Source organism: Clostridium tanneri, from assembly GCF_033659955.1.
GTDB lineage: Bacteria > Bacillota > Clostridia > Clostridiales > Clostridiaceae > Clostridium_AM > Clostridium_AM tanneri.
Genome location: NZ_JARUJP010000023.1, coordinates 1 through 25,814, shown reverse-complemented (window position 1 = coordinate 25,814; position 25,814 = coordinate 1). Strand labels below are relative to the sequence as shown.

The 25,814-nt window shown below is 34.3% G+C and carries 17 protein-coding genes and 1 pseudogene; 7 read left to right on the top strand and 11 right to left on the bottom strand.

Features of this window, described 5'->3' with window-relative positions; genetic code table 11:
- Positions 1–6 precede the first annotated feature (6 nt).
- Complete coding sequence (locus tag P8V03_RS15615) at positions 7–2,949, top strand: Ig-like domain-containing domain (protein WP_318798890.1); 2,943 nt, start codon at positions 7–9, stop codon at positions 2,947–2,949.
- Positions 2,950–3,241: 292 nt separating this feature from the next.
- Here P8V03_RS15615 and P8V03_RS15610 read toward each other — a convergent pair whose 3' ends face one another.
- The 7 genes from P8V03_RS15610 to P8V03_RS15580 all read right to left on the bottom strand — a co-directional run bounded on the left by P8V03_RS15610 (position 3,242) and on the right by P8V03_RS15580 (position 16,235).
- A complete protein-coding gene (locus P8V03_RS15610) occupies positions 3,242–4,036 on the bottom strand; it encodes an SLAP domain-containing protein (RefSeq protein ID WP_318798889.1) in 795 nt (264 codons plus the stop codon).
- Between the two features lie 12 nt (positions 4,037–4,048).
- Complete coding sequence (locus tag P8V03_RS15605) at positions 4,049–5,347, bottom strand: cell wall-binding repeat-containing protein (protein ID WP_318798888.1); 1,299 nt, start codon at positions 5,345–5,347, stop codon at positions 4,049–4,051.
- A gap of 473 nt (positions 5,348–5,820) precedes the next feature.
- The gene (locus P8V03_RS15600; protein WP_318798887.1) at positions 5,821–9,195 is read right to left on the bottom strand and encodes a hypothetical protein; all 3,375 of its coding nucleotides are present in this window, start codon (positions 9,193–9,195) and stop codon (positions 5,821–5,823) included.
- Positions 9,196–9,234: 39 nt separating this feature from the next.
- Positions 9,235–9,603 (bottom strand): hypothetical protein, encoded by a 369-nt coding sequence (locus P8V03_RS15595; protein ID WP_318798886.1) that lies wholly within the window; start codon positions 9,601–9,603, stop codon positions 9,235–9,237.
- Between the two features lie 88 nt (positions 9,604–9,691).
- On the bottom strand, positions 9,692–13,579 hold the full coding sequence (locus P8V03_RS15590; RefSeq protein ID WP_318798885.1) for a cell wall-binding repeat-containing protein: 3,888 nt from the start codon (positions 13,577–13,579) through the stop codon (positions 9,692–9,694).
- Between the two features lie 569 nt (positions 13,580–14,148).
- Positions 14,149–15,189, bottom strand: coding sequence for a cell wall-binding repeat-containing protein (locus P8V03_RS15585; protein ID WP_318798884.1), 1,041 nt, complete (start codon positions 15,187–15,189; stop codon positions 14,149–14,151).
- A 179-nt stretch (positions 15,190–15,368) separates the two neighbouring features.
- Positions 15,369–16,235, bottom strand: coding sequence for a DegV family protein (locus P8V03_RS15580; RefSeq protein ID WP_318798883.1), 867 nt, complete (start codon positions 16,233–16,235; stop codon positions 15,369–15,371).
- A 370-nt stretch (positions 16,236–16,605) separates the two neighbouring features.
- Between P8V03_RS15580 and P8V03_RS15575 the strand changes: the two genes are divergently transcribed.
- From P8V03_RS15575 to P8V03_RS15560, 4 genes are all read left to right on the top strand, one after another.
- Positions 16,606–18,618 (top strand): cell wall-binding repeat-containing protein, encoded by a 2,013-nt coding sequence (locus P8V03_RS15575; protein ID WP_318798882.1) that lies wholly within the window; start codon positions 16,606–16,608, stop codon positions 18,616–18,618.
- A gap of 136 nt (positions 18,619–18,754) precedes the next feature.
- Entirely contained in the window at positions 18,755–18,958 is a 204-nt protein-coding gene (locus P8V03_RS15570) for a hypothetical protein (protein ID WP_318798881.1), read from the top strand.
- A gap of 31 nt (positions 18,959–18,989) precedes the next feature.
- A complete protein-coding gene (locus tag P8V03_RS15565) occupies positions 18,990–19,250 on the top strand; it encodes a spore coat protein (protein ID WP_261670647.1) in 261 nt (86 codons plus the stop codon).
- Positions 19,250–20,113 (top strand): SDR family oxidoreductase, encoded by an 864-nt coding sequence (locus tag P8V03_RS15560; protein WP_318798880.1) that lies wholly within the window; start codon positions 19,250–19,252, stop codon positions 20,111–20,113. Before P8V03_RS15565 ends, P8V03_RS15560 begins: the two co-directional genes overlap by 1 nt.
- Positions 20,114–20,184: 71 nt before the next feature.
- Here P8V03_RS15560 and P8V03_RS15555 read toward each other — a convergent pair whose 3' ends face one another.
- The gene (locus P8V03_RS15555; RefSeq protein ID WP_318798879.1) at positions 20,185–21,588 is read right to left on the bottom strand and encodes a putative bifunctional diguanylate cyclase/phosphodiesterase; all 1,404 of its coding nucleotides are present in this window, start codon (positions 21,586–21,588) and stop codon (positions 20,185–20,187) included.
- 192 nt (positions 21,589–21,780) lie between these two features.
- Here P8V03_RS15555 and P8V03_RS15550 point away from each other — a divergent pair, with 192 nt between their 5' ends.
- A complete protein-coding gene (locus P8V03_RS15550; RefSeq protein WP_318798878.1) occupies positions 21,781–22,215 on the top strand; it encodes a cell wall hydrolase in 435 nt (144 codons plus the stop codon).
- An 83-nt stretch (positions 22,216–22,298) separates the two neighbouring features.
- Entirely contained in the window at positions 22,299–22,838 is a 540-nt protein-coding gene (locus P8V03_RS15545) for a hypothetical protein (protein WP_318798877.1), read from the top strand.
- A gap of 28 nt (positions 22,839–22,866) precedes the next feature.
- Here the strand turns inward: P8V03_RS15545 and P8V03_RS15540 are convergent, their stop codons facing one another.
- From P8V03_RS15540 to P8V03_RS15530, 3 genes and pseudogenes are all read right to left on the bottom strand, one after another.
- A complete protein-coding gene (locus P8V03_RS15540) occupies positions 22,867–23,847 on the bottom strand; it encodes a glycosyltransferase family 2 protein (protein WP_318798876.1) in 981 nt (326 codons plus the stop codon).
- A 92-nt stretch (positions 23,848–23,939) separates the two neighbouring features.
- Positions 23,940–25,481: an ArnT family glycosyltransferase gene (locus P8V03_RS15535; protein ID WP_318798875.1), complete on the bottom strand. Its 1,542-nt coding sequence runs from the start codon at positions 25,479–25,481 to the stop codon at positions 23,940–23,942.
- A 183-nt stretch (positions 25,482–25,664) separates the two neighbouring features.
- Positions 25,665–25,814 (bottom strand): annotated as a pseudogene (locus P8V03_RS15530) (NADP-specific glutamate dehydrogenase); the annotation flags it as partial.

Genomic DNA, 25,814 nt, shown 5'->3' with positions numbered 1-25,814 from the left:
CTTGAAGTGCAATCTGTTAATAACATAGCTAGCAAAAATGCTGTTCAAGTAATACTTAAGGACGGAGCAGATGCTGCAAAAGCTAATGATAAGACAAGCTATGTTGTTAAAGTTGGTGATGCAGAGGTTGCTGTTACTGCTGTAACATATTTACCAGAATTAAAGAAAGCAACTTTAACTGTAGACTTTAGCGGAAAAGAAGGAGAAGTTTCAGTTAACGGCGTTAAAGCAGTAGCTGCAATAGACTTTAAAGCTCCTGAATTAGTTCAAGTTACACCTGTTTCTGATAGATTAATAGACGTTAAATTTAGTGAAAAAGTAACAGAAGCAACAGCTGGTGTTGAAGCTAACTACGGAATAGTTTTAAAAGGAACAGCTTCTTCAGTTGCAATTTCATCTGTAGATAAAGTTGATGATTCAACTTACAGAATTACAGTAGCAGCTGATCTACTAAAAGAAGGTTCAGTTTACACTGTAAGCGTAAATAACTTAAAAACTATAGAAGATACTAATTCAAATGTTATGAAAGACATTAAAGTTGGGGAATTTACTTCAATAAAAGATACTACTAAGCCAACTCTAGTTTCAGCTACTGCTGTTGATACTAACAAAGTTGAGATAGTAATGAGCGAAGAATTAAACAAAACTGTTCTTCCAACAGTAGTAATAACTCCATATAAAGCAGATGGAACTTTAGATACTTCAAAAGCATACACAAAAACAGTAACAGCTGCAGATATAGCTGGAAACAAGGTTACTGTAAACATAGATGATGCTAACCTTTTAGTTAACGGAAAGAATTATAAATTAACTATAAGTGGTGGACAAGACTTATCTGAACTTGCTATAGCAGATGATCAAGCAAAAGATTTTGTTGGAGTTAGCGATGTTGTAGCTCCTACAGTAAAAGATAGTTCTTATGATGCAAAGACTCATAAATTAACTGTTAACTTCAGTGAAAAAATGAGCGGATTGGCTACTGTTGGAAACTACAAAATATTCGATAGCCAAACTGGTGTTGAGCAAACTGGTGCTGTTATAACTCCAGCAGTAAATGCGGATGCGACTAGCGTTACTTTAACAATAACAGAACTTGATACTAACAAAGATTACTCATTAAGATTAAACGGATTAACTGATGCTTCAAAGGCAGCAAATCCACTTAAAGCTAATACAATAGTTAACTTTAAAGTACCTGCAGAAGTTGTAGATGTTACTTTAAACAGTGCAACAGCAGGAGCTGCTGGAAACACAGTAGATTTAGTATTCAACACAGCTTTAGATAAAGCACAAGCTGAAAATATTAATAACTATAGCATAGTTTCATTAGCAGATGAAACAAAAACATTAAAGGTAACAAAAGCAGTTTATACTGCCCCAACAGTAGATAGCGATACTTCAAAAGTTACTTTAACAACTGATTACCAAGGAGAAAAAACAGATAGTACTCCAAACTACAAGGTTACAGTTTCTGGATTAACAAACCTTAAGAGCGATGCTGCAACTGCAAGCTTTGCAGGTAAAGATAAGGTTGCTCCAACTTTACAAAGTGTTAAGAGCATAAGCCAAAATTACATTGACTTAAATTTTGATGAAAATATAGCAGAAACTCAAGATGCTACAAACTTCGGTATAACAATTATAAAAGCTGGAACTGCTGAAATAGCAGGTGTATATGGTAATGAAGTTATAGAATCAATCTCTAATAAAACAATGAGATTACACTTAACAGATGCTTTAACTGAAAACACTACTTACACAATTACTGTTAAGAATGTTAAAGATACTTTTGGTAACTACTTAACTAATGCTTCAACACCAGCTGACAAAGCTGTATCAAAGAACTTTGATGCTGTGAAAGACACTACAGCTCCAAAGTTAACAACAGTTACAGCAGTTAACTCAGCTAAATTAGTTCTTCAATTTGATGAAGAAGTTTCAGCTGCAGGAGTGGCTTCTAACTATGAAATAAAAGATGAAAATGATGCTGTAGTAGCATTTGGTGCTAACTCAACATTTACAGTTAACTCAGAAGATAAAACTCAAGTTATAGTTGAGAATAAAGCTACTGTAGAAGATGCAGTTAAATTAGTTGACTTATTTGAAAACGGAAAGAACTATACATTAAAGATTAGTGGCGGAGTAGCTGACGTTGCTGGAAATGCAATTCAAGCTAATGCTGCACAAAGCTTAAGCTTTGTTGGAGTTAAAGATGAGGTTGCACCAAAACTATTAAGTGCAACAGCATCACCAGTAAAAGTTACTGATGGCATATACAATACAAAAGTTGTTCTAACTTTTGATGAAGAAATCAGTCCAGCATTTGCAACTACTGATTTTGTTGTTACTAATACTGAGACTTTCGATGAGTTAACAGTAACAAATGCTGTTCTTGGAGAAGATAAGAAGACTGTAGAGTTAACTCTTGGAACTTCAACTAGTGCGGATGGAAAATACAAAGTATATGTTAAAGGTAGCATAAAAGACGTAGCTGTAGACGGAAATATCATTGATTCAGCTGCTAGAGTAGCATTATTCAATGGTGTAGATACTCAAGCTCCTACTTTAACAGGTATGGAACTTAAAGGTACTAAAGCAGATGCTACTGAAACAACTGCAACAATCACATTAGGTGACTTAGATGCAAACAATAATGGAACAATTACTATAACAGGACTTGCAGCAGGAGCTAAATATTCTACTGGTTCTGTAAAATTAAGCGAAAATGTAGAAGTTACATTTGATGCTGTAAATAATGACTACGATGTTAAAACTCCAATAAAAGTATCAAAGGATACTGACCCAGCTGCTTTAACTTCATTAGTGTTAACAGTACTTGGCGGAGTTGATGGTGTAACTACAACTCAACTTCAAAACGAAAGTACTTCAAAGCTATCATTAAAGGATGCTGCTGGAAATACTTCAACTTATACTATAGTAGTTCAATAATAGTTTTTAAAACATTAAAAATTTAATAGGAGGCGTCTTTTGGACGCCCCTTCCAATCTTAAGTTTAATCACATCATAAATTTTAATTAATCATATCAAAATATAAACATATTACATATCATTTAGTGTCATATCTCAAAATACATATCATAAAATAATACAAGCCTTAAAATGCTCTAAGAGACATTTTAAGGCTTGTATTATCAATTGCAATCCAGAAACCTTATAAAGGTTTGTTTTTTACCTAAAGGCTTCTTATAGCCTTTTAAAAGATAGTATCACTGTAGTTTACTTATTCGAATATTGCACTCCAGTTATCCTTAGTTACTGACTTTTCTGTAGTTAAATCTGTTTGAAAAGCTAAGTTAACTACCTTTGCCTTCATAGGTTTTAGCACAAAGTCAGTTAAAGTAAACCTTCCAGAAGCAATAATGATGTTGTTTTCATCTTTTATTGTCAGAGGTATTTCTTGAATAGAAACATCTCTGTCTGCTGAATTTCTTATTACTAAGGTTGCAATAACCTTACCACCAGTTTGAAGACATATGTTAAAGGTTGATATACTTAATTGATTTTTCTCCATTTTAGGAAGGTCTTCTAAGAACTCTTCAAAAGTGGTTCTTATATCTTCAAACTCCTTTGGAAGTTCTTGGTATTCTATGCTGGCATAAGATATCGCTCTTATTTGGGAGTTAAAAACTACTTTACATTGACTAAAATCTACATCAATTCTATTCATGAATTTTTTTTCAAAGTAAAGCTTCCAAGGAGTAGCTGCATAGGCTGGTATATCTCCTAATTCCATTAAATCAAATACTTTCATACATAGTACGTTGTCTTCCTTGTCTACTAGAGCTAAGGATACTTTTTCAAAGTTTATTGTTCTATTTAATGCATTTCTAAAATAAACTTTAGCCTCCAGTTCATCTCCATCATCATAAACATATATGGTTGATATATTTACATCGTTCTCCTTTATAGGAGACAGTTCCTCTAATTCTTCAGTCATTATTTCTTTTTGTACACCTGATACAACGGCTTCCAGTTGAGGAGGTAATGACAATTCTATTTCTACTTTTTCTTCCATAATCTTCTCCTATTAATTACTTAAAGTAACAGTATATTCTTTTCCTGATTTATCAATAACTTTTACAGACTTGGGCTCATCAGACAAACCAGATATAGCAACTGCTGTATCTGTCTTAGTTATACTGCTGCTTGGCATCTCTTTACCGTCTATGATTACTTTATCGATTAAACTTGTGTCGTTAACTTTCATATTCATTCCATTAAGTAAATAGTAGTATCTTGCTGATACAATAGTTAAAGACTTCTCTGAATTAGCTGGCGGAGTTTCTGGAGTGGTTGGATTCTGTGGTGTTTGCGGAACAACGCCATTTATTTTAGAAACTAAGTTTTCAGATACAACTCCAGCACCACCTATTACCTGAAGATCTGTCTCTGAAACAATGTTAGCTTTTATATAGTCTATAGCTTTGGTAGTGTCATCAGAGCTTTCTGTATCTACAAGTACTAGTGGAGATGCAGTTTTTCCAGCTAAAGCAGAAGCTACTAGTGCATCAGCATAGCCATCTTTGCTAGCATTAGCTATAAATAGCTTGTTCATCTTTAAATCGCTCTTAAATGCATTTAAAACCTTAAGATTTGTATCGAATCTGTTTACTCCACCTTCTACCCTTAAAGTTCCATTTACAGTTTTAAATACATTGTCGTTTATTACATAGCTAGTTCCTACTACCACAGCTTTAGAATTATGTTTTTTTACGAAGTTAACAACTGGGCTTATGTAGTTAGTGTCATTCATACCAAGTAAAAGTATTTGTTCTTTTGAAGCTACTACTGGAGCTACGGATAAAGCATCAGAGAAGCCTTCTCCACCAACCATAATAACATTAGATGGATCTACGCCAAGTTCTACTAGCTTTGAAGCCACAGCTACGTTTGTTTCATATCTGTTTGCGCCACCTAGTTCTACAACATTGTAGTTAGTCTTTAAGCCATCTCTAACTTCTTTTGACACTGAAGCATTTCCGCCTATAACATAGATGTTCTTTGGCTGTAATGAATCAATGGCTGATTTAGCATCACTATTTAAAGTCTTTGCAGTAGTTAAGATAATAGGTGCATTTAGCTTTTTAGCAAGAGTTGACGCACTTATAGCATCTGCATAGCCTTCTCCTGATACTAATACTACATTTTCAGAGGTTGTCCAATTTGCTTTAGCAATTTGTGCTGCTGTTTGATATCTGTCAGTTCCGCTAGTTCTTGTAACTTTTCCAGAAGCTGCGCTAACTGTTCCTGCACTAATTGCAGTTGCTAGTACTAATGCAGCTAGAGATGAAGTTTTTAATACATTAATTTTTGATTTTTTATTCATTTGTAAAGCCTCCTTAATTATATTTTAAAAGTTCCATGTATTGTTCATTATACCATAGCTGGATAAAGCTATTCAACGCTGGTAATAGTAAGTTGCTTAAGGTATATTAAGGAAAACCTTATACTAAGGTTTACAACTTATCCATATCTAATTTACTCATTATTAAATACTTAGTTCTTAGTTTTTTCTTAAGAGTGAGGCTAAACTCTACCTAATTGTCAAGAAAGAAAAAGGCTGTTAACGGGTATGCTTATTATAAAGGTACCCCTTAACAGCCTTCTATATGTATTATTTCATTTTCAACCAGTGATAGGCTCTGGTAGTTTTTGCAATAATAGATCTGATTTGATTAAGATATGATTTTTTCCGTTCTATTCAGTAAATAAGTTAGAGAAAGTCCCTATATCCTAAAGGATGTAGGAACTGTCTCCACTCAGTTCATATGTTAACTTATTGAGTAAGGTTTTACACTTTTATACTTGAGCTGGTTGAGCAGTAAACTTTATTGTATAAGTTCTTGAGTTTCCAGCATCATCTGCTAATACGACAGTCTTGTTACCTAAAGCTTGTAATTGCGCTCCTGTTTTACCTGGAGCACCTAATCCGAATCCAGTTGGTAAAGCTTCTATTTGACCTACTTCTACTGGTACAGTTACTGATCCAGTTCCTAAGGTAACTGTAACATCAACTTTTTCTGAAACATCATCAGTTAATGTAACACTTCCTGTTGAGTAAGTTTTATCTGCTTGTACATTAAATGTAATTGTATCACCGTTTACCTGACCATGTACATCAGCTACATTTGTTCCACCTATTACAAAGTCTGATGCTGTTGGTGCTTGATTGTCATTTTCTAAAACACGAACTATAAACTCATGTTCACCTTCTAGTACTGATCCATCATAAGAAACTAAATTCTTATTGATTGCGATAACATTAGATTTATCTGCACCTCTTGATAATGTTCCATCTGGTAGTGTGATTATAACTTTTTCAAATCCATTATCAATATTAGTATCTAAGTCTTTTACCTCAATACTTGTTCCAGCTGGTGCAGTTTTGCCGTTTATTGTGTATTGCGCTGGATTTGTTGCATCGCTAACTCCTGTTAAACTAACGCCCTCTGTAAATGTTATTTCTATTTTATCATCAGCTGTAGTATTTAAAGTTCCTATAACTTTATAAGCACCTTGACCATCTTTAGCAACCTTAAATGGTGAAGCTGTTGCTGCAGATTTTTCAATTTTGAACTCTTTTGTTGCTGACGCTGCTGTATTTCCTATATCATCAGAAAGTGAACGAACAACAAGAGTCCAATTTTCACTACCACCAGCATCTACTACTGTTTGTGGGTTTGTAGCTCCAGTCCATTCTATTTCAATTACCTTGTCAGCTGCATTTTCATCAGCATAACTAACAACATGTGCATCAAATGTTACTGTTTTACCATTCTTGTCTTTACCTATAAACTGAGCTGTTGTATTAGGTAACTGTGTTTGTCCTTGAGCAAGTGTGCCAGTAGCGCTATCTTTTACAGTATCTGTTACCACAAGTTTCACAGGCTCGCTCATTGTAACGTAGAAGTTATTAGAGTCAGATTTTACACGCTCAATAGCACTAATAACTGGACTTGTTACATCTGGTGTATTTAATGCTGATCCAGCATAGTTAAGGTCAAGTTTTATTTCCTCATTCTTAAGACCATTTGATACATTTGTTATCTTACCCTTACCTATTACAAATCTATACTTGTCATTGTAGTAGTTTTTATTTGTGTGTGTTGTATCATAAATTTTTGTCCAATCTCTTTTAAGTTCAACTGTATATTCACTAGCTGACACTTTAGTCACTTGGAAGTCAGTTCCATAGTTGAATTTATCCTTTACATCAGTAATTGATGTATCTGTTGCTGTTGTATCTACATCAGCGTACTCTCCGTTACTATTAAGCTTTTGAAGTTTTATATCAGTTCCGTTTACTAATGTTGTAAGATTTTCTGCTATTTTCTTATCAAATGTAATACGGAATTGTTCAGGTGATTCTACTGATATCTTTGCAGTTGGTTGAGCCTTATCTTCTGCTACTGCAAATCCTAAGTTTTGTGTAGTTCCCATGTTATTCAAATCTGTAGCATATGCAAAGTCCTTCATTGATGAAATTTGTAATGTATGATTTCCTTGTGCAAAATAACCTGCTATTGTTTTATTAGTATCTAGGTTATCTGCAATTCCATCCTCATCATATGCAGCTAAAAGTTCAATAGTTGCTAGGTCACGATCATCAATTTGTGTTGCAGCATTAAATTCTCCAAATTTATAAGTGAACTTAGATTGAGAATTTTCTAATCCTTTTTTAACTCCATCAAAGCGTCCATCTATCTTAAATGCAGAATCAGCAATAGCTTCTGAGAACTTAACTTTTAATTCATTTAATCCTTGAACTGTTACTGATGTTGCTTCTGGTTTACGAGCATCTGTTAACTTAAACTGAGCACTTGAATTTGTTACCTTATTTAATGAATTTACTGTATTCACTACTACAGCAACATCTGCATTATCTTTCAATACAGTTGTTTTGTCTAGGATAACTTCTATTGCTTTTGAATTGCCAGCTACTGTCTTAAAGCCCTTTACAACAAAGTTATAATTCGAACCTTGATTGATTTTTATTGTGTCATTTAGTTTTAATGTATGACTAATAACTTCAGCAGATGTCTTTTCTAAATCTTTAGCAACATAATCTGTTTTTGCACCTACAGTATATAATAATTCACCTTTGTCATTTGTCTTTACAAAATGTTTTAGTGAAACTTCTTTATCAAAGAATAATGTTATTCTATCTGCTTGGTTAGCTTCTGCTGATACAAGTGTTACTGTTTCAACATTTTGTGTTGTTGCAGTTTTAAATGATACGCTTCCAGTTCCTGCAACATTGTTTATTAGATCCTTATAGTCTCCAGATGCTTCTATTATTTGCGCATCTATCTTAGCTGAAATATCTGTATTCGAGAATTCAGATGTTAAAATTACTGTTGCAACACCCTTTTGTACTGTTACACGTTTAGCAGCAAGTGTTCCATAAGTTGTATTTAAGTCAAGAACTATATCATTTGCTTCAGTATCTACTGTTTTAGTTACTTTATCCATAAGTTTAAATGTAACTACTGTGTTGTCTGCACCGTCAGCAACTATTGATTCATCGCTTGAGCTAACTTGTAAATCCCAAAGGTCTGTAACTGCTGGTGTCTTGAATGTCTTTGTGCCAAAATTTGATTCTTTTCCATCTACAAGTACACCTGTTACTGAAAGTGTATAATCCTTAGAATACTCAAGTCCTGATACTGCTAGAGTTACTGATTTTTTGTCGCTTGCAAGCGTTGCTGCTGTTACATTTCCACCTTCTATTTTGAAGTTTGAAGCTGCTACAGAGTCAACTTCTGTGCTTAATACAACCTTTACTTGTGTTTTAGTAATAGCACTTACAGAATCTACTTTTAGTTCAGTACCAACTGGAGTTACAATTAATTCTGGCTTGTCTTTTGCAAGGTCAAGAGCTTGAGTAATTGTTTTTCCAGCTTTCTTTTGCTCTCCAATAAAGCTGTCTAATTTAGTGAAATCTAATTTTGCATTTTTGTATTCATATGAGAAAACATCTGAATCAGTTAAGTCTATAAGTAACTTATTAAACTCTGCTGGATCAAGTCTATATTTCTCAGCTAAGTATTGAACATTCTTAGTTAAATTTGTCATGTCTCTATCTGCAGCCTGTACGTTAGTAGACGCTGCGCCTATAAACATAGCACTTAAAGCAGCTGTTGAAAGTACTGCTACCTGTTTTTTGTTATTCATTTATGAAACCCTCCTTGTTTTTAGGTAATTAAAATTGTTTTAGTATATTTTTTCTATATCAAATTCTACAGTATCCCCTGGAGAATCTGGGCTGATAAGAAACGAATCATCATTTTTTAATTCATCTAAGACTTGTCTAACAGTTTTGTTTAATTTCTTACCGTCACCTAATGCCTTATCTACCTTATCAAAATCGTAGACTCTATTATCCATTTCATAGGAAAACTTATGCGCGCCAGCCATGTCTATTAACATTTCGTTAAACTTATTAGGATCTATACTATATTCTGAATGCATATAGACCTTGTTTGTATCTAAATTTTTTACATCTCTTGGTGCTGCTTGTACAGTCACTCCTGTAAGTGATGTACATAAAATACAACCAATTATAAAACCTTTTATTTTCATAACTGACATCTCCATTTTAATATACTTCCCGAGGTTCTTAACCTCGAGAAGTATACTACTTTTATAAATTTTCAGTGCTTATGTTGTACTATTTTACAGTTACAACTTTTCCATCTTTAGCTGTTAATTTAATGCTTGTTGGTTCATCTGCAAGATTCTTTATGATAAGTATAGTTTTATCGCTTGCGTCTTTTACGATGCTTGCAGCATCTACAACGTTTCCGTTAACTTCTACTTTATCTACTAATGCTGAATCATTAACTGTTATGGATGCACTTTGAGTTAAGTTTGTATACTTGTTATAAGTAGCTGTTAAAGTTGCACCTGGTGCTGCTACATTATAAGCAGTAACTTTCTTTCCATCTTTATCTGCTAATTCTATTTTAACATATTCATCGCAAGAAACCTTTATAGTGTTGTTTGTTTTATCGATGAATCCAGCAGGTATATCCTTAACATTTCCATCTACGTATACTTTGTCAACAGCTGTTACATCGTTAACTTTTACTGTAACAAATCCAAAAGCATCATAGCTTGCGCTAACTACTTTTATTTCTGTAGCTGGATTTGGAGTGTTTGGATCTTCAGTTAATTCACCTTTTGTAACTTTAACTTTTTTGATTTTTGTATCATCAGATGATGGAACAAACTTAACTGTCTTTCCGTTTTCATCTTTTGCAGTTCTTAAATCAATATCGTCCTCATCTGTAGCTGCAGTTATATCAATACTTCCACCTAATTCAACTTTTGAAGCATCCTTTAGCTTGAATACTAATGTAGGTCTTCCATCAGCTTTTATTAATTTTACGTCTGCAACATCAAGCTTAGATCCACTTGTGAATACAAAGTCATCTTTGTATGATCCAAGTATATCAGTATCAACTGGTGTCTTAAGTGTGATGTTTACTGATGCAGATGTTACCTTTCCAGCAGCGTCTACAGTAACTGTTGCGCTATAGTTATCTCTATCAGTTTCTGGAGCAATTTCATTGTAGTAAACTTTTTGTGTACCAGCTACTATCTTACGTCCAGCTATATCCTCTGATGGTTCTGTTGAAGATGCTTTTATTTGAAGCTCAGCATTTACTCCAAGAGCCATTATAGCATCAGCACTGTCTCCTTCATCGAATGTAAGTGTTACAGTTTTTCCATCAAAGTCTGCATCGTCTGCTTGTCTTCCTGAAATCTTGAAGTCTGCAGGGTTTATTGTATCTAAAGCAACATCTAATTGGAACTCTGCCTTAACATCGTCTCCATCTTTCTTCATCTTAAGTGTATTTTCTTCTAGTTTTGGACCAGTAGCTGAAGCTGCTTTTATGCTTAATACTCCTGGGAACATTTCATTTCCTGAAGCATCCTTAACATTCTTAACACCTATCTTCTTAACAACGTCATCTCCTGAAGTTGCATCTGTCTTTATTGTCTTGTTAGCATCTTCAAAGTCGATAACTACACCTTTGTTGTCATTACTTACATCTATATCAGCGTCTTCTGGAAGATCTTCTTGCTCTCCATCTCCGTTGATGTAGTAGTAGTTAGCTTTGTCATTAAGTGTAGATGCGTCCATTTCCTTACCGAAGTAAATAGCTACTTCTGTAGAAGATTTTTGGAATACATCTAAGTCCTCTACGCTTGGAGCTGTATCGTCATTTCCATCTATAGTTATAGTTTGATCGTCCATTTTGTTTGGTTCAGTTGCTTTGTCGATTATGTTTTCAACAGTTAAAGTATATTTTGAACTATCTAACTTGTATGATGACTTATCAAACTTAATGTCAAATGTATCAGTATCAGCTTTGTCTTTGTAATCAACATCAGATGATGGTCTTACATATACTCCGCTCTTACCCATTAAGTCTACGTTATAAGCATCTCTTAATTCATAGTTATCTTTGTCTGTTGCATAAGCATACTTAACATCTTCACTGAATTGAACACGAAGTGTTTTGTTGTCTATTACTGTAGCACTTAGCACAGTTGGCTTAGTTTCATCTTTTTCTTTGTCAAAGCTCTTTCTTGTATCATCGTCTATTTTGTTTCCGAAAGCATCTTTAACGCTGTCAGTTATTGATAATACGTTTGTGTTGTCTTTTAATACATCAGCAGGGATGTTTGTTATTTTAACAACAGTATCATCTTCTTTAAGCTCAAGCTTAGCTCCATCGATGTCTTTGTCGTTTATTTGATAGTAGTCATCTTTTATAGCTGTCTTTTTATCCATTGCTCTATCAAATATAACTCTTACTTCACCATCATCAGTGCAAGTAATATCTTTTATTTCTGGTTCAGTAGTTACGTTGTCTACTGTAACTGTTTCTTCTGCTTCTTTAAATGCAAATCCTGCAGCGTCTACTAACACCTTGTCTTTTGCATCTTTAACTTTTATTGTATTTTCTCCAGATTTAAGTCCTGAACTAAAGTAGAATTCTACTTCACTTGCCCAAGTCTCTGTTCCGTTTGATGCAGATTCTTTTACTTCTACTTCAACGTTTGATAAGCTCTTGTCATTTACTTGAATTAATGACTTTAATGTGCTTACACTGCTCATATTAACAGCTTCTGTAAACTTAAGAACAAGTTTGCTGTTACCTCTTACAGATATTTCTTTTATTTCTGGTGCTGTAACATCTTTGAATTCTATCTTCTTATCAAAAGTTGCTATTGTTTGAGTCTTGTCTGCAGTTAAGATACCTTTCTTAACTGAAACTGTCTTTTCATTACCTTGATCTATAGAGAACTCACTCTTTACTAAAGTTACTCTAACTGTGTTATCATTTATTAATTCTACGTGAGCGTTTTTGTCAGTTAATTGAGTTCCACCAACTTTGTAGTTTGAAGTTAACTCAGCTGTATCTTCGTCAACGTTTGAATCAAATACGATATCAAATTGGTTAAGGTTTATTGAATTTATTTCAGCAACCTTATTGTCACCGTTTGTTCCAGGTTTTTCTGGGTTAACAGCTTTAGTTATTGCATTTAATACTGATTCAGAAACAACACCAGTTCCACCAACTACATTTAAGTCAGTTTTCTTGCTTGCGTTCTTTCCAATGTAAGCTAAAGCATTGTTAGTTCCAGTTGATCCATCTTTGTCAACTAATACTAATGGTGCAGCATATTTTCCAGCTAAAGCTGAAGCTACTAGAGCATCTGCAAATCCATTGTCTTTTGCATTATAAGCTGCTGATGCAACATATAATTTATCAAATTTAACTGTATCCTTGAATGAAGCTAAAACTTTTTGGTTTGTATCCCATCTATCTGCTCCACCATCTACTCTGCTAGTTGCTCCAACTGCATTGTATATAGCTTCACTTATTACACCTTTAGTTCCAACTACTGTAACCTTTGACTTGTGCTTCTTAACGAAGTCAATAACTGGGCTCATGTAGTTAGCATCGTTCATTCCTAGTAAAAGGATTTGTCCTTTAGCAGCTGCTATTGGAGCTACTGAAAGAGCGTCTGAGAATCCTTCTCCTCCAACCATCATTACATTAGCTGGATCTACTCCTAATTTAACTAATTCTTCAGCTACTGCTGCGTTAGTTTCGTATCTGTTAGCTCCACCTAATTCTGTTACTGTGTAGCTAGCTTTTAATTCAGTTCTTAATGCTGCTGAAACTGAAGCGTTTCCACCAACTACATATACTTTTTTAGCGCCTAATTTTGTTAAAGCAGCTTTAGTTTCTGCAGTTAATGTGTTTCCTGAAGTTAAAAGTATTGGTGCGTCTAATTTCTTAGCTAATGCTGATCCACTTACTGCATCTGCATATCCTTCACCATTTACTAATACAACTGTTTCTGCTTTGTCCCAGTTCTTTGTAGCAACTGATGCAGCTGTAGAATATCTATCAGCCTCACCTACTCTTGTTGCTTGTCCTGCTGCAGCTTTAACTGGAGCAGCTGATAAAGCTGTAGTTAAAACTAAGGACATAAGTGTAGCACTAGCAAGTGCTCTTGTACCTTTTTTACTCATATCGTAATACCCTCCTCGATTTAAGTGAATAAATTGTTTTACAATTTTAGATATATATTTTTACAATATATACTTATTAAATATAACCAAACACTTGTAGCTTGGTCCATATTTTTAGAAACAGATTTAATTATAACACACTTATATTGCATATTCCACTAATTTTATGTAAATCTTCTACAATCTGTGATTACATTAAATCTTACAGAAGCTATTTCTGTGAAACTCACTCCTTATTATACCATATTCGTATTGGATTTTCTATACTTTACATGATTTAATAAGTTTTTTTGTCTTAAATAATCATAACATATTAATATAACCTCTTCTACCATTATACAACATTAATTTCAGCTTTTCCATACTTTTGTAATAGGTAATTTAAGGTACGGTCATCGATTATTTTTAGTTATGAAGTATAAAATTATCAACTTGATGAAAAATATGGTTGTCTAGACTTATATTTTCATATGACTTATACTATTCTACACATATTCAAAAATTCCTTTTTTTATTCATAAAAAAGCCATAGATAATTTTATTTAAATTATCTATGGCTTTGCCAGCTATTATTCAATACTTATTACTTCAAGTGAATCTTGGTTTACAAATTTAGCTTCAATATCTGTCGAAACAGATCCTGTTCCACCAACTATAATTACCTTGCCGCTGTCTCCTGCTTTTGCTAGTACATATTCAGTAGCGTTTGCTATTTGGTCCGCATTTGCTCCTATTCCACTTAAAACTAGTGGTGAACCTTTTGTAGCTGCTGCTGCAGAAGCTACAAGAGCGTCAGCGAATTGAGTATTAGTTGCTCCACCTGCTGCTAAATATATATTAGTAAAATCTAAATCATCTTTAAAGTAATCTAAAACTGCTAAGTTTGTAGCAAATCTATCCTTAGATTTTTCTGCTGTGTCTGTTATCTTTGTTCCATTTACAGATTTTACAACAGCATCTGGTAGTGCCCATGATCCACCTACACCTAGAACAGTTAAATCCTTAGCAACTTCCTTAACTACTGGAGCTACTTCTGTACGAGTTCCAAATAATACTGGGTATCCTTTTTTGGCAGCTATAGATGCTACTGATAAGGCATCCGCATATCCATCTTGTCCATTTACAAGGATCGCTCCCTTTTGTCCACTTAAGCCTAAAACTTTCTTCGCAACCTCTGCGTTAGTTCCCATTCTTGAAGTATCTGTTACTCCTGCTATACGCTCTACAGTATACTTTGATTTTAAAGAAGCTTCTATAGCTGGAGATACAACTCCTGTTCCACCAACTATATAAACCTTAGAAGCTCCAAGGCTTTGGATTGTAGTTAACACTGATGATTCAAGTGCACTCTTATTTTCTGTTAAAAGTATCGGTGCGCCTAACTGCTTAGCAAGAGGAGTTGCACTTACTGCATCTGCATAGCCATATCCGTTTACAAGAATTACATTCTGTGCAGTTCCAAAGGATTTAACAGCAAGCTGATTTGCCGTTCCTATTCTATCACTTCCGCTAGTTCTCTCTACGGAAGCTGCTTGTACACTTGCAGTTCCTAAAGTTACTGACACAACTAGAGCCGTTAAAACAGTGCTTAGAAATCTTCTTCCCTTCATCTTAAAGTCCTCCTAATCTATTAGTGAAATATTCAACTATTTTCATTATATATTATAACATAACTTTTTTACAGCTTAGGATAAATATTTTACCATTGAAAATTTTTCCTAAAAAGTATGTCCCAGTATTATAATCGAAAACTTTTAAAATATCTTCATAATTTTTTTCTACTAAAAAGTTATCTGCTGCTGCCTAGAAAAAATAAGGCCACCGTTCCAGGACCTGAATGCGAGCCTATAACAGGACCTACATTAGTTATAATAAACTCTTTCACCTTATACTGCTCTAAAATTAAATCTCTTACATGCTCTGCATCTTCAATGCAGTCGCCATGACTTATACCTATTATCTGCTCTTCAGCATTTACTATTTTCTCACTTAGTTTATCTACAAGAGTTTTTAAAGATTTTTTTCTGCCCTTTACTTTTTCAACAGGAACTAATTTACCTTCATTATCTACATGAAGCACTGGCTTAATGTTAAGTAGTGTGCCTACTACCGCTGCAGTACTGGATATTCTGCCTCCTCTTTTCAGGTGGTTCAAATCCTCTACTGTGAACCAGTGACTTAGTTTTAGCTTATTTTCTTCTAACCAGTTAACAACTTCTTCTTTAGAATCTCCTCTTTTTAACATCTCATTAGCATAATAAACTAAAAGCCCCTGGCCCATAGAAGCACCTTTAGTATCAACTACTGTAATATCAGCATCCTTAAACTCTTCTAGGAGCTGTTCTCTTGCTATAGCAGCACTATTAGTGCTTCCGCTTAAAGCAGAGGAAAAACCTACATATATAATAGAGTTATTCTGAGTTATATGTTTCTTAAATTCTTCATAGTATCTGTGTGAGTTAACCTGCGAGGTTTTTGAAAGTTCCCCTTCTCTTAGTTTGTCATAGAACTCTTTAGATTTTGTTGTTTTCCAAAAGTCATCTTTAAATTCTTGTCCTTTAATTTCGTAGGTTAATGACATATATATTATGTTGTTATTTTCTATATACTCTAATGGTAAATCGCTGCAAGAATCAGTTATTAATATTGTTTTCATGTCAGCACTTCCTTTCTTCTATATTCACGTCATATCTGCTTCAGCTTGATTTGCTAATACTAGCCATTATTATTTAATGCACTATTGCATTATTGTAGTTTTGTCCATTTTAAGTTTAATTAATCTAACAAAACAAAAAAGAGCTTTTCTAGCTCTTAGAGTCCTAGTACTAAATTATACTGGTCTTCTTTTGAAAATATTAATTAACATTATATCACTTATGAACCTTTTTGTGAACTCTCCCCCTTTTCCACCACTTCCATTATTTCTTCATTGAAGTGGTCGGAAAGTTAAAATATAATTACATGATGGAAAGTGTTTTAAATTGTGACCTTATAAAGGAAAATTAATCCTACTAGGAGGTTTTTGAATGAAAAGAAGAAATAAGTTTATTATGTTTATACTGACATTTTCTTTAGCTACAAGCTCTTCAATATACAGCCCTAAGGCCGCTTCAGCCATTTCTAGACAGGAAGCTCAGGACAGAGCTTATAAGATGGCTTATACTCAGTGGCACTATAATAAAGACTTGAACGGGAAAACCTATGGTTATATTCAATTACCTGAACATTTAAGAGATAAAACCGATTCTACAGAAACAGGTATACCTTACAATTACGGCGGATCTGACGGAATTGATACTACTTCTAATAGATTATGGAGTAACTTTTCTGAAGCTCTAACTAAAGGGGCTACCGCTGGAAATGTACGCTTTGAAGGTGGTTATAAAGGCGAGACTGCCGGTATAGATTCTGCTAGTTTTATTCAAAGCAGTTTAAAAATTGCCGGCGGAAAGCTTACTTCTTATACTTTAAAGGATTATCTAGATCCTATATCCTTTGATGACTTAAGAAATATGGACGTGCTTTTAAATAGAGGCGATAGTGCTGCCTTCTTCCAAGGTTGGGTTTATGATGATTATGGTAATGTAATAGGAGCTGCTACTCTGGAGGCAACTATAGATAATACTGACGGTACAGGGCAAAAGGTAAAGGAGTTTTATAGATCTAAGGACTATTTAATGAATAATTACAAAGCCTACAGATATAAGTATATAAACAGTGATTATATTGAAAGCAATTCTGCACAGCCTACTTTAGAAAGTCCTTTATACAGACAAGCTGTTGATAAAAAGAGTGGTAAAGTATTCTTCGACTGGAACTTTAACGACACTAGAAGCAATGGATACCAAAGCGAGTACAGAATTAGAATTTATAAAGGTGATTTAAATAACAGTTCTGATCAAAGTGGTCTTTTAGTTAAAGAGATATCTGGAACTACTCAGGTAACAGAAACAACAGTATATCTTAATAACATGGCAGAAGGTAATTATTACTTTATTCTAGAAACAAAAAACAATAGAGGCTACTGGAGCAATCCTGTTCTAAGTCCTTTAAACTTTGTTAACGGAACCTCCACTGTACCTTCTAAAATAAACAAAACTGAAAGATTTGGCGGCCAGGATAGATATGAGACTTCAAAGATTATAGCAGAAGAGAACTTTAAAAATGTAGACTTAAAAAATGTAGTTATTGCCAGCGGTAATGATTTTCCAGATGGTCTATCAGGAGTTACTTTAGCGAGAAGGCTTAATTCTCCACTGCTTCTTGTAGATAAAAATCCTCAAGATAGTCAGGTTGTACTGCAGTATATAACTAAAAATCTTAATAAAAACGGCAAGATATACATTTTAGGAGGACAGGGCGCTGTTGACAGCTCCTATGTTGAATATTTTACTAAACAAGGCTATTCAGGAAATAATATAATAAGAGTTGGTGGACTAGATAGAAATGACACTAGTGTTAAAATAGCCCAAACTTTAAACTTACCAAAGGGAATGCCTGTAATAGTTACAAATGACTCTATGTTTGCAGATGCCTTAAGTATTTCCTCAAAGGCAGGTGCCAGTCAGATGCCTATACTTTTAACTTCTAAGGATAGCTTGAATGAAACAGTAGAAAATTATATTAAAAATCAACAGCCTTCTACTGTTTATATTGTAGGTGGTGCCGGTGTTGTTTCTGAAAATATAAAAAATAAAATCAGTAATATTACTAGCAGTAAAATTGTAAGATTAGGCGGACTAGACAGATATGATACCAATGAAAAGATAAATGATTATTTTTATTCTGGTAACTTAAATCGAGTATTTTTAGCAAATGGTGAAAACTTCCCTGATTCTTTAAGCGGAAGTGCTGCCGCAGCCTTTAATAACGGTGCTCCTTTAGTTCTTGTATCAGATATATCCTATGTTAACGGAGCAAGGTCTATAAACAAGCTTACAGGAAGCAATAGATTTACTCTTGATATTCTAGGCGGAAATGGGATAGTGAGCAACTATCTTGTGTCTAAAATAAACAATGCTGCTGTTAAATTGCAGTAAAAAAAGATGAGGTGTTTCTACTTGGACACCTCATCTTTTTTATTACATACTAATTAAATTGAAGTTTCTTCCACCTATATTTCTCCCTCCAATAGCTAATAATAACTCTGTAAAAAATTCTAAGGAGGTCAAATTTATGCCAAACAACATGCAAATAGAAAGCAACAACTTAAAGGTCTTAGAGGACCAACTAAATCATGAAGCACTTATGAACAAAAAGTTCCATGAAGTTGCTGGAATGTGTCAGGACTCTAATTTAAAAAACCTATGCAACCAAGCTGCAAATGTTCACAAACAAAACTTTACTTCACTTAAATCTTATTTAGACTCTCATCAATAACATAAAATTTAATTAATTGGAGGGAAACATAATGCAAGAAAAAGACTTAATGCAGGATTTACTTACTAGTGAAAAACAGGTTATATCAGCTTACAGTACAGGAATAACTGAAGCTTCCTGTCAAAATCTTAGAGATACTTTAGTTAACAACTTTAAAAATGTTGAAGATGTTCAATACAAAATATTTGATGCTATGAAGCAGAAGGGCTGGTACGCTACAAAGGATGCTCCAGATGCTGATGTTACTAAAGCTAAAAATGATGCTAATAAAATGATGGGTGAATTGCAATAATGTATACTAACTTTCCAAAATCAATACCTCCCCAAAAACAGGATAAGCAGCCTGGTGTAGAGGCATTGATGAATCCAAGACCTATTTTTGATGACCCTCAGTATAAAGGTTCTGATAAATTAAAGGATAAGGCAGCTTTAATTACTGGTGGAGACAGCGGTATTGGAAAGGCTGTAGCTATAGCCTATGCTAAAGAAGGCGCAGATATAGCTATAGTTTATTTTGATGAGCATGAGGATGCAGAAGAAACTAAAAGTCTCATAGAAAAATTAGGGGGAAAGTGTATATTAATACCTGGTGATGTAAGCAACGAAGACTTCTGCAGGGAAGCAGTTGAAAAAACTATAACTGCCTTTAACAAAATAGATATTCTTGTAAATAACGCTGCTGTGCAGTATCCTCAAAATAGTATAGAGGATATAACCTCTCAGCAGCTTGAAAAAACCTTTAAAACAAACATCTTCAGTCTTTTTTATATGACAAAGGCTGTTATGCCTCATTTTAAGGATGGCAGTATTATAATTAACACTGCCTCTATTACTGCATACCAAGGCAGTAAAACTTTAATAGATTACTCTTCTACTAAAGGTGCAGTAGTTACCTTTACCCGTTCTATGGCTGCATCTTTGGCAAATCGCAATATAAGAGTTAACGCCGTTGCTCCAGGACCAATTTGGACTCCTCTTATTCCTGCCTCCTTCAGCGAAGAAGATGTTGGTACCTTTGGTTCAGATGTAACCTACGGAAGACCAGGTCAACCAGTGGAGCTAGCTGGTGCCTATGTATTTTTGGCTTCCAGTGATTCTACCTATGTATCTGGGCAAACTATCCATGTAAACGGCGGAGAAATTGTAAACGGATAAATATAATTAGTCTTTAATTTTAACAGGCTGGTATAAAAGTAATATTAAATACCAGCCTACAGTTCCTATGCTCAATTTTCAACCCTTCCAATAAGTGCTTCCTCAATAACTATACCTTCTACCGGCTTACTAAATAAATATCCTTGAACCTCATCGCAGTTAAGCTTCCTTAGTATTTCTAATTGTTCCTTTGTTTCTACCCCTTCTGCTACTACTTTAATTCCCATACTCTTAGATAAGTCAATTATAGTCTTAACTATAGCCTCATTTTCTTTATTTTGAGTTATATCCCTTATAAAAGACTTGTCTATTTTTAGTTTGTCTATAGGAAACTTTTTCAAGTAGGCTAAGGATGAATACCCGGTACCAAAATCATCTAAAGCTATTTTTATACCCATGCTCTTTAATTCATTGAGAATTTTAATAGTTTCTTCTGGATATTTCATAAGAGCACTTTCTGTAATTTCAACTTCTAACCAGGCAGGACCTGCTTTAGTTTCATCTATTGTATTTCTCACATATTCTATAAACTTTGGATCTTCAAACTGTTTACTAGATACATTTATTGAAATTCTTATAGGCTTTTTATTTAATTCCTGCCATCTTCTGCTTTGAAGACAGGCAGTTTTCATAACCCATCTGTCAATAAAATCAATCAGTCCGTTTTCCTCTGCAAAAGGTATAAACTTGTCCGGTGGAATAATTCCATGTTCAGGGCTATGCCATCTTATAAGAGCCTCCACCCCTACTACCTTATTATCTACTATACGAATTTGAGATTGGTAGTAAAGAATAAATTCCTCTCTATTTATAGCTTTAATAATAGAGTTCTCCATAGATACCTGATTTAAAGTTCTACTGCTTAAGGCTGGTTTATAAAACTCATAATAGTTCTTTCCCCTTTCCTTAGCGTAGTACATAGCTGCATCAGCATTTTTTAGAAGTTCGAGAGCAGTCTCACCATGCTGCGGATATACTGCTATTCCTATGCAAACTGCTATATTGAAGTTTCTATTGCTAATCTTCCAATCTCTATTTATAGCTGCTATTATCTTGTCACACAGCTGAAGAACTTCTTCCTCACTTTTAACCTTAGGCATCAATATACCAAACTCATCTTCGCCAAGTCTTCCAAGTATCATACTTTCTCCTAGACAGGAAGGAAGTTCTTCTGCCAAATCTCTCAAAAATTTATCGCCTGCATCGTAGCCTTCAATATCATTTATTATTTTAAACCTGTTAATATCAAGATATAAAATAGCTATGCTTCCAGAATTCTCTTTTGCAGTAGCAACGAAATCCTCTATACACTTCAAAAATAAGAGTCTATTTGGCAGCCCAGTGAGCTGATCAAAATATACTACATGATAGAGCTTTTCTTCCGTTTGCTTTTGTTTAATACCTGGCAGCAGCACTTTATATTTTAATATCCACAGCATTACAGCACCACCTATTACAAAAACTAGTATAAGCACTATCCCTTTCCCCTCCTTAGTAACCACTTACCCTTTGTGGTTTTATACTATGCAAGGTTGTACCTTCTTGCTACCTTGTCCATAAAAGCATTTATTAAAAATTCACTAATAATTTTTTATAATATTTGTAACCATTTCAGTGCTGTAAAATAAAATAATATTGTAAGCAAAATTAATGAGGTGTATAACTTAATGGATAACAGGGAACTACTGGCAAGACTTATAAAATGCGAGGCCGGTGGGGAAGGTGACAATGGCATGAAAGCCGTTGCTTCTGTTGTATTGAACAGAGTAAGAGCGCCCGGCGGCGAATATCAAAGAATAGGTCAAGGTAATGTGAGAAATGTAATTTATCAAAAAGGCCAGTTTGACTGTACCCGTCCAGTACTTGGTGGAGTAGCTAATCCTCAGACTCTTTGGGCTAATCCTCCAGAGCAAATACATTATGATATTGCCGATTGGGCATTAGCTGGTAACAGATTATTTACTGTAGGGGCTTCTTTATGGTACTTTAACCCATATGCTCCTTGCCCTTATCTTTTCCCATATAACGGAAATGGAACTTTTCAAGTAAAGGTGGAAAATCATTGTTTCTATAATCCTACCGCAAGTTATTTTCAAAGCTAGTTAGCTACTATTTGTATCACTAGCTTTAAAAACGGAAAGTTACGGAGCCTTTAATTTTATAAATTTATCACGGAGGTATTTTTATGTATCCAAATTACTGCTTTAATTGCATGATGCCTTGTCAAAGAGCTGTTCCAATAATGCCTGGTTCATTTCCTAGTTCATTTCCAGCAGCTACTGGAACACCTATTAATATGTATGAAGGAGAGGATATGATGGCTGATGAAATGATGCAAGGAACTGAAATGGGTCCTGCTAACGGCGGTGCTGGAATGACTCCTGGTACTGGTATGGGAGCTGGTGTGACTCCTGGTACTGGTATGACTCCTGGTACTGGAACTACTGGTGTTCAATCTCCTCAGGCACCTTTTGCTGGTTCACCTTTCGAAACTGCACCAGGCTCACCTACTATTCTAGACACTGAATATACTCAAGGCTACTTAAGAACTCAGGTAGGTAAAAGAGTATTAGTAACCTTCCTTCTAGGAACCGGTACTCTTCAAGACCGTACAGGAGTTTTAGAAAAGGTTGGAATTAGTTATATTATCATAGGAGAACCAGAAACAAATAGACGTACACTATGTGATATTTATTCTATTAAATTTGTAAGCATCCTTTCATAAGTAAAAGACCAGCACTGCTGGTCTTTTATTAAGATATTTGTTTTACTTCCTTTAATATCTGCTTTTCTTCTTCCCCAAAGTTTATCATATCTTTTACTATAAACAAAGGCCTATTCTTGCTTTCATCGTATATTCTCGCTACATATTCTCCTAGAATGCCTATAGATAGAAGCTGTATTCCACTAAAGAATATGATTCCTTCCATTATAAAAGTCCAACTGTTAATGGGACTTCCACCTGTAAGTTTCATAATTATTGAGTAAAGCAGCATTGCTAAGGATAAAGCTATGGTTACAGTTCCTAGCTTTGTTACTGCCCTTAAAGGTTTAGTGGAGAAGGAAATTATACCGTCACAGGCTAACTTCAACATCTTCTTTAAAGGATACTTTGTCTCTCCTGCAAAACGTTCATCTCTTTCGTACTCAATATAACTTTGATTAAAGCCAACCCAGCTTACCATTCCTCTTACAAATCTATTTTTTTCAGGCATAGATTTAAATACTTCTACCACCTTTTTATCCATAAGTCTAAAGTCACCGGTGTCTCTAGGTATTGCAATTTCTGACATACAGGATAGAAATTTATAAAAACACTTAGCAGTGAATAACTTAAAAAAAGTTTCTCCATTTCTCTTCTTTCTCTTTGCATATACTACATCGAAGCCGCTTTTCCATTTATCAATCATATCTATAATCAGCTCCGGAGGGTCCTGAAGATCTGCATCTATTATAACAACTGCATCTCCTTTAGAATTAAAAACTCCTGCAGTAACTGCTGTCTGGTGACCAAAGTTTCTGGCAAAGTCGATTATTTTTACCTTTCTGTCCTCCTTTGCTATAGACTTCAGTATTTCCAGAGTTCTGTCCTTGCTGCCATCGTTAATAAATATAAGTTCATAATTCGGCTCAGCAGTATTCATAACCTCCTTTAATCTCCTATAGCATTCCTCTGCTACTTCTTCTTCATAATACATAGGTACAACTACTGAAATTAAAGCCTTATCATCCATTAGTATATGCTGGTTAAGAAAACTTAGAAAAACTTAATCAGTGCCTCCATTCATTATTAATTTACAGCTCTAAGTTTTTATCCTAACTATCATTATTCTTTGGTAAAAGAACTTTTATTCTTGGTCAAAATGTACATGGAGCCACTGTCAGATATAACCCTAAGCTTATTATCTTCTATAACCTTAGTAAACTCTTTTCTTTTAGGGACTAATATAACAGAGTTCTCTCCATCCTTAAGAAAGGCTTTAAAACCACCATCCTTAGGTACCAAATCCCAATAAAACTCTGCAGACAGCAAATCGCTTTGCTCCCAATCCTTCATTTCACTAATAGGCCCCACATTTATTTTTGCATCTGCACCATAATAGACATAAACGTCAGCACCTCTTATATCCTCACTCAAGTGGATGTTTTGAATATTTACCCTTTTACTGTCATTTTTAAATTGTACAATGTGCTTTAAAATTACAGTCTCATAGGTGCCTGCCCCTACTAAAAGGGATATAATCACTGCTAGTTGAACTGCTGCATTTCGTCTTACTCCCCTTATCAAGGCACCGCATATTCCGCTGACTGCTATAGCTATAGGAATATACACCGGATATATGTACCAGTATATCTTTGTACTGGCCTTTGAATAGGCTAGTAGGGGAACTAGTATCCATAAAATCAGTGCCAGATAATAATTTCTCTTTTCAGTATTAATTTTATTTTTTTTTATTAAATCAGAATTTGAGATATAGTAAGTAAATAAACCTAATATAAGAATTGCAAACCACATGGAATAATAGGACCTTAATGTATTAACGTAAAACCACTTATTTCCTATATGTCCTTCTAAGGTTCTGCTTGTTCTTGCTAAAAGGTCATAATTTATCATCATGTTGAAAAATTCAAAACCGTCTCTGCTGTATCTTAAAATCCCCCATATTAATATAGGAGAAAAGGAACTTAAAATAAATAAAATCCATTCTTTAATCTTTAGCTTGAATAAAGTCTTAGTAAAAAGCAGATAAATAAAGCCTGTTAACGCTATGCTTAAGGCATGCCAGCTTTTAGTTAAAAAAGCTAATGAAAATGCTAATCCTGCTAAATATAAAAATCTTCTATTTTTTTCTATTAAAATCATAGCTATCATAGCTACAGTGAAAAACAACACAAATAATGCATCTGCATCTCCTGTTCTAGCACTGTGAATTACAATATACTTTGGTGATGTAGTAAGAATTAATACACAGATTAAAGAAGCTGCTGCTCCATGTTTATATTTCACCAGCATTGCTGCTATAAATATAGTTAAAAGAGCTGCAACTGCAGAAAATAATCTTAAACCTAAAGGATTGAAGCCTGCTATTTTATAACCAAGGGCTATTGCCCAAAAGCTTACAGGAGGCTTTAGGTTCCAGTAATCATTTTTATATCCGTAAGTGTTTACTATAAAGTCATTATTTTTAACCATTTCATAGGCACTCACCCCGTGTCTTGCCTCATCCCAGCTGTAGATAGGGGTTTCTCCTAGATAATAAAAAAGATTGAATAATGTTAAGGAGAGTACAAGCATTAGAAATACATAATAGTATTTCTCAATAAAACTCAGCAATTTATCCAGGCTATTTGATTCAGTACTTCTCATGTCGGCACTCCTTTTCCAAAAGTTAACCCAGTTGTTATTTTGTACAACTGGGCTCAATTATATTCATTAATATGGTTAAAAGCTATTCCTTTATAAATAAACTAAAGGAGCTGTTACATTAGCGATTTTTTTAATCACTATGAACAGCCCCTTTAATTTAGAAGGTTCTACGCTATTTTAATTTTAGTAGTTTCCTTGTTGATGCATAGCTTCAGCAACTTTTACGAAACCAGCGATGTTAGCACCAGCAACTAAGTTGTATCCAAAGCCATAGTCTTCTGAAGCTTTCTTACAGTTGTTGTAGATGTTAACCATTATTTGGTGTAACTTAGT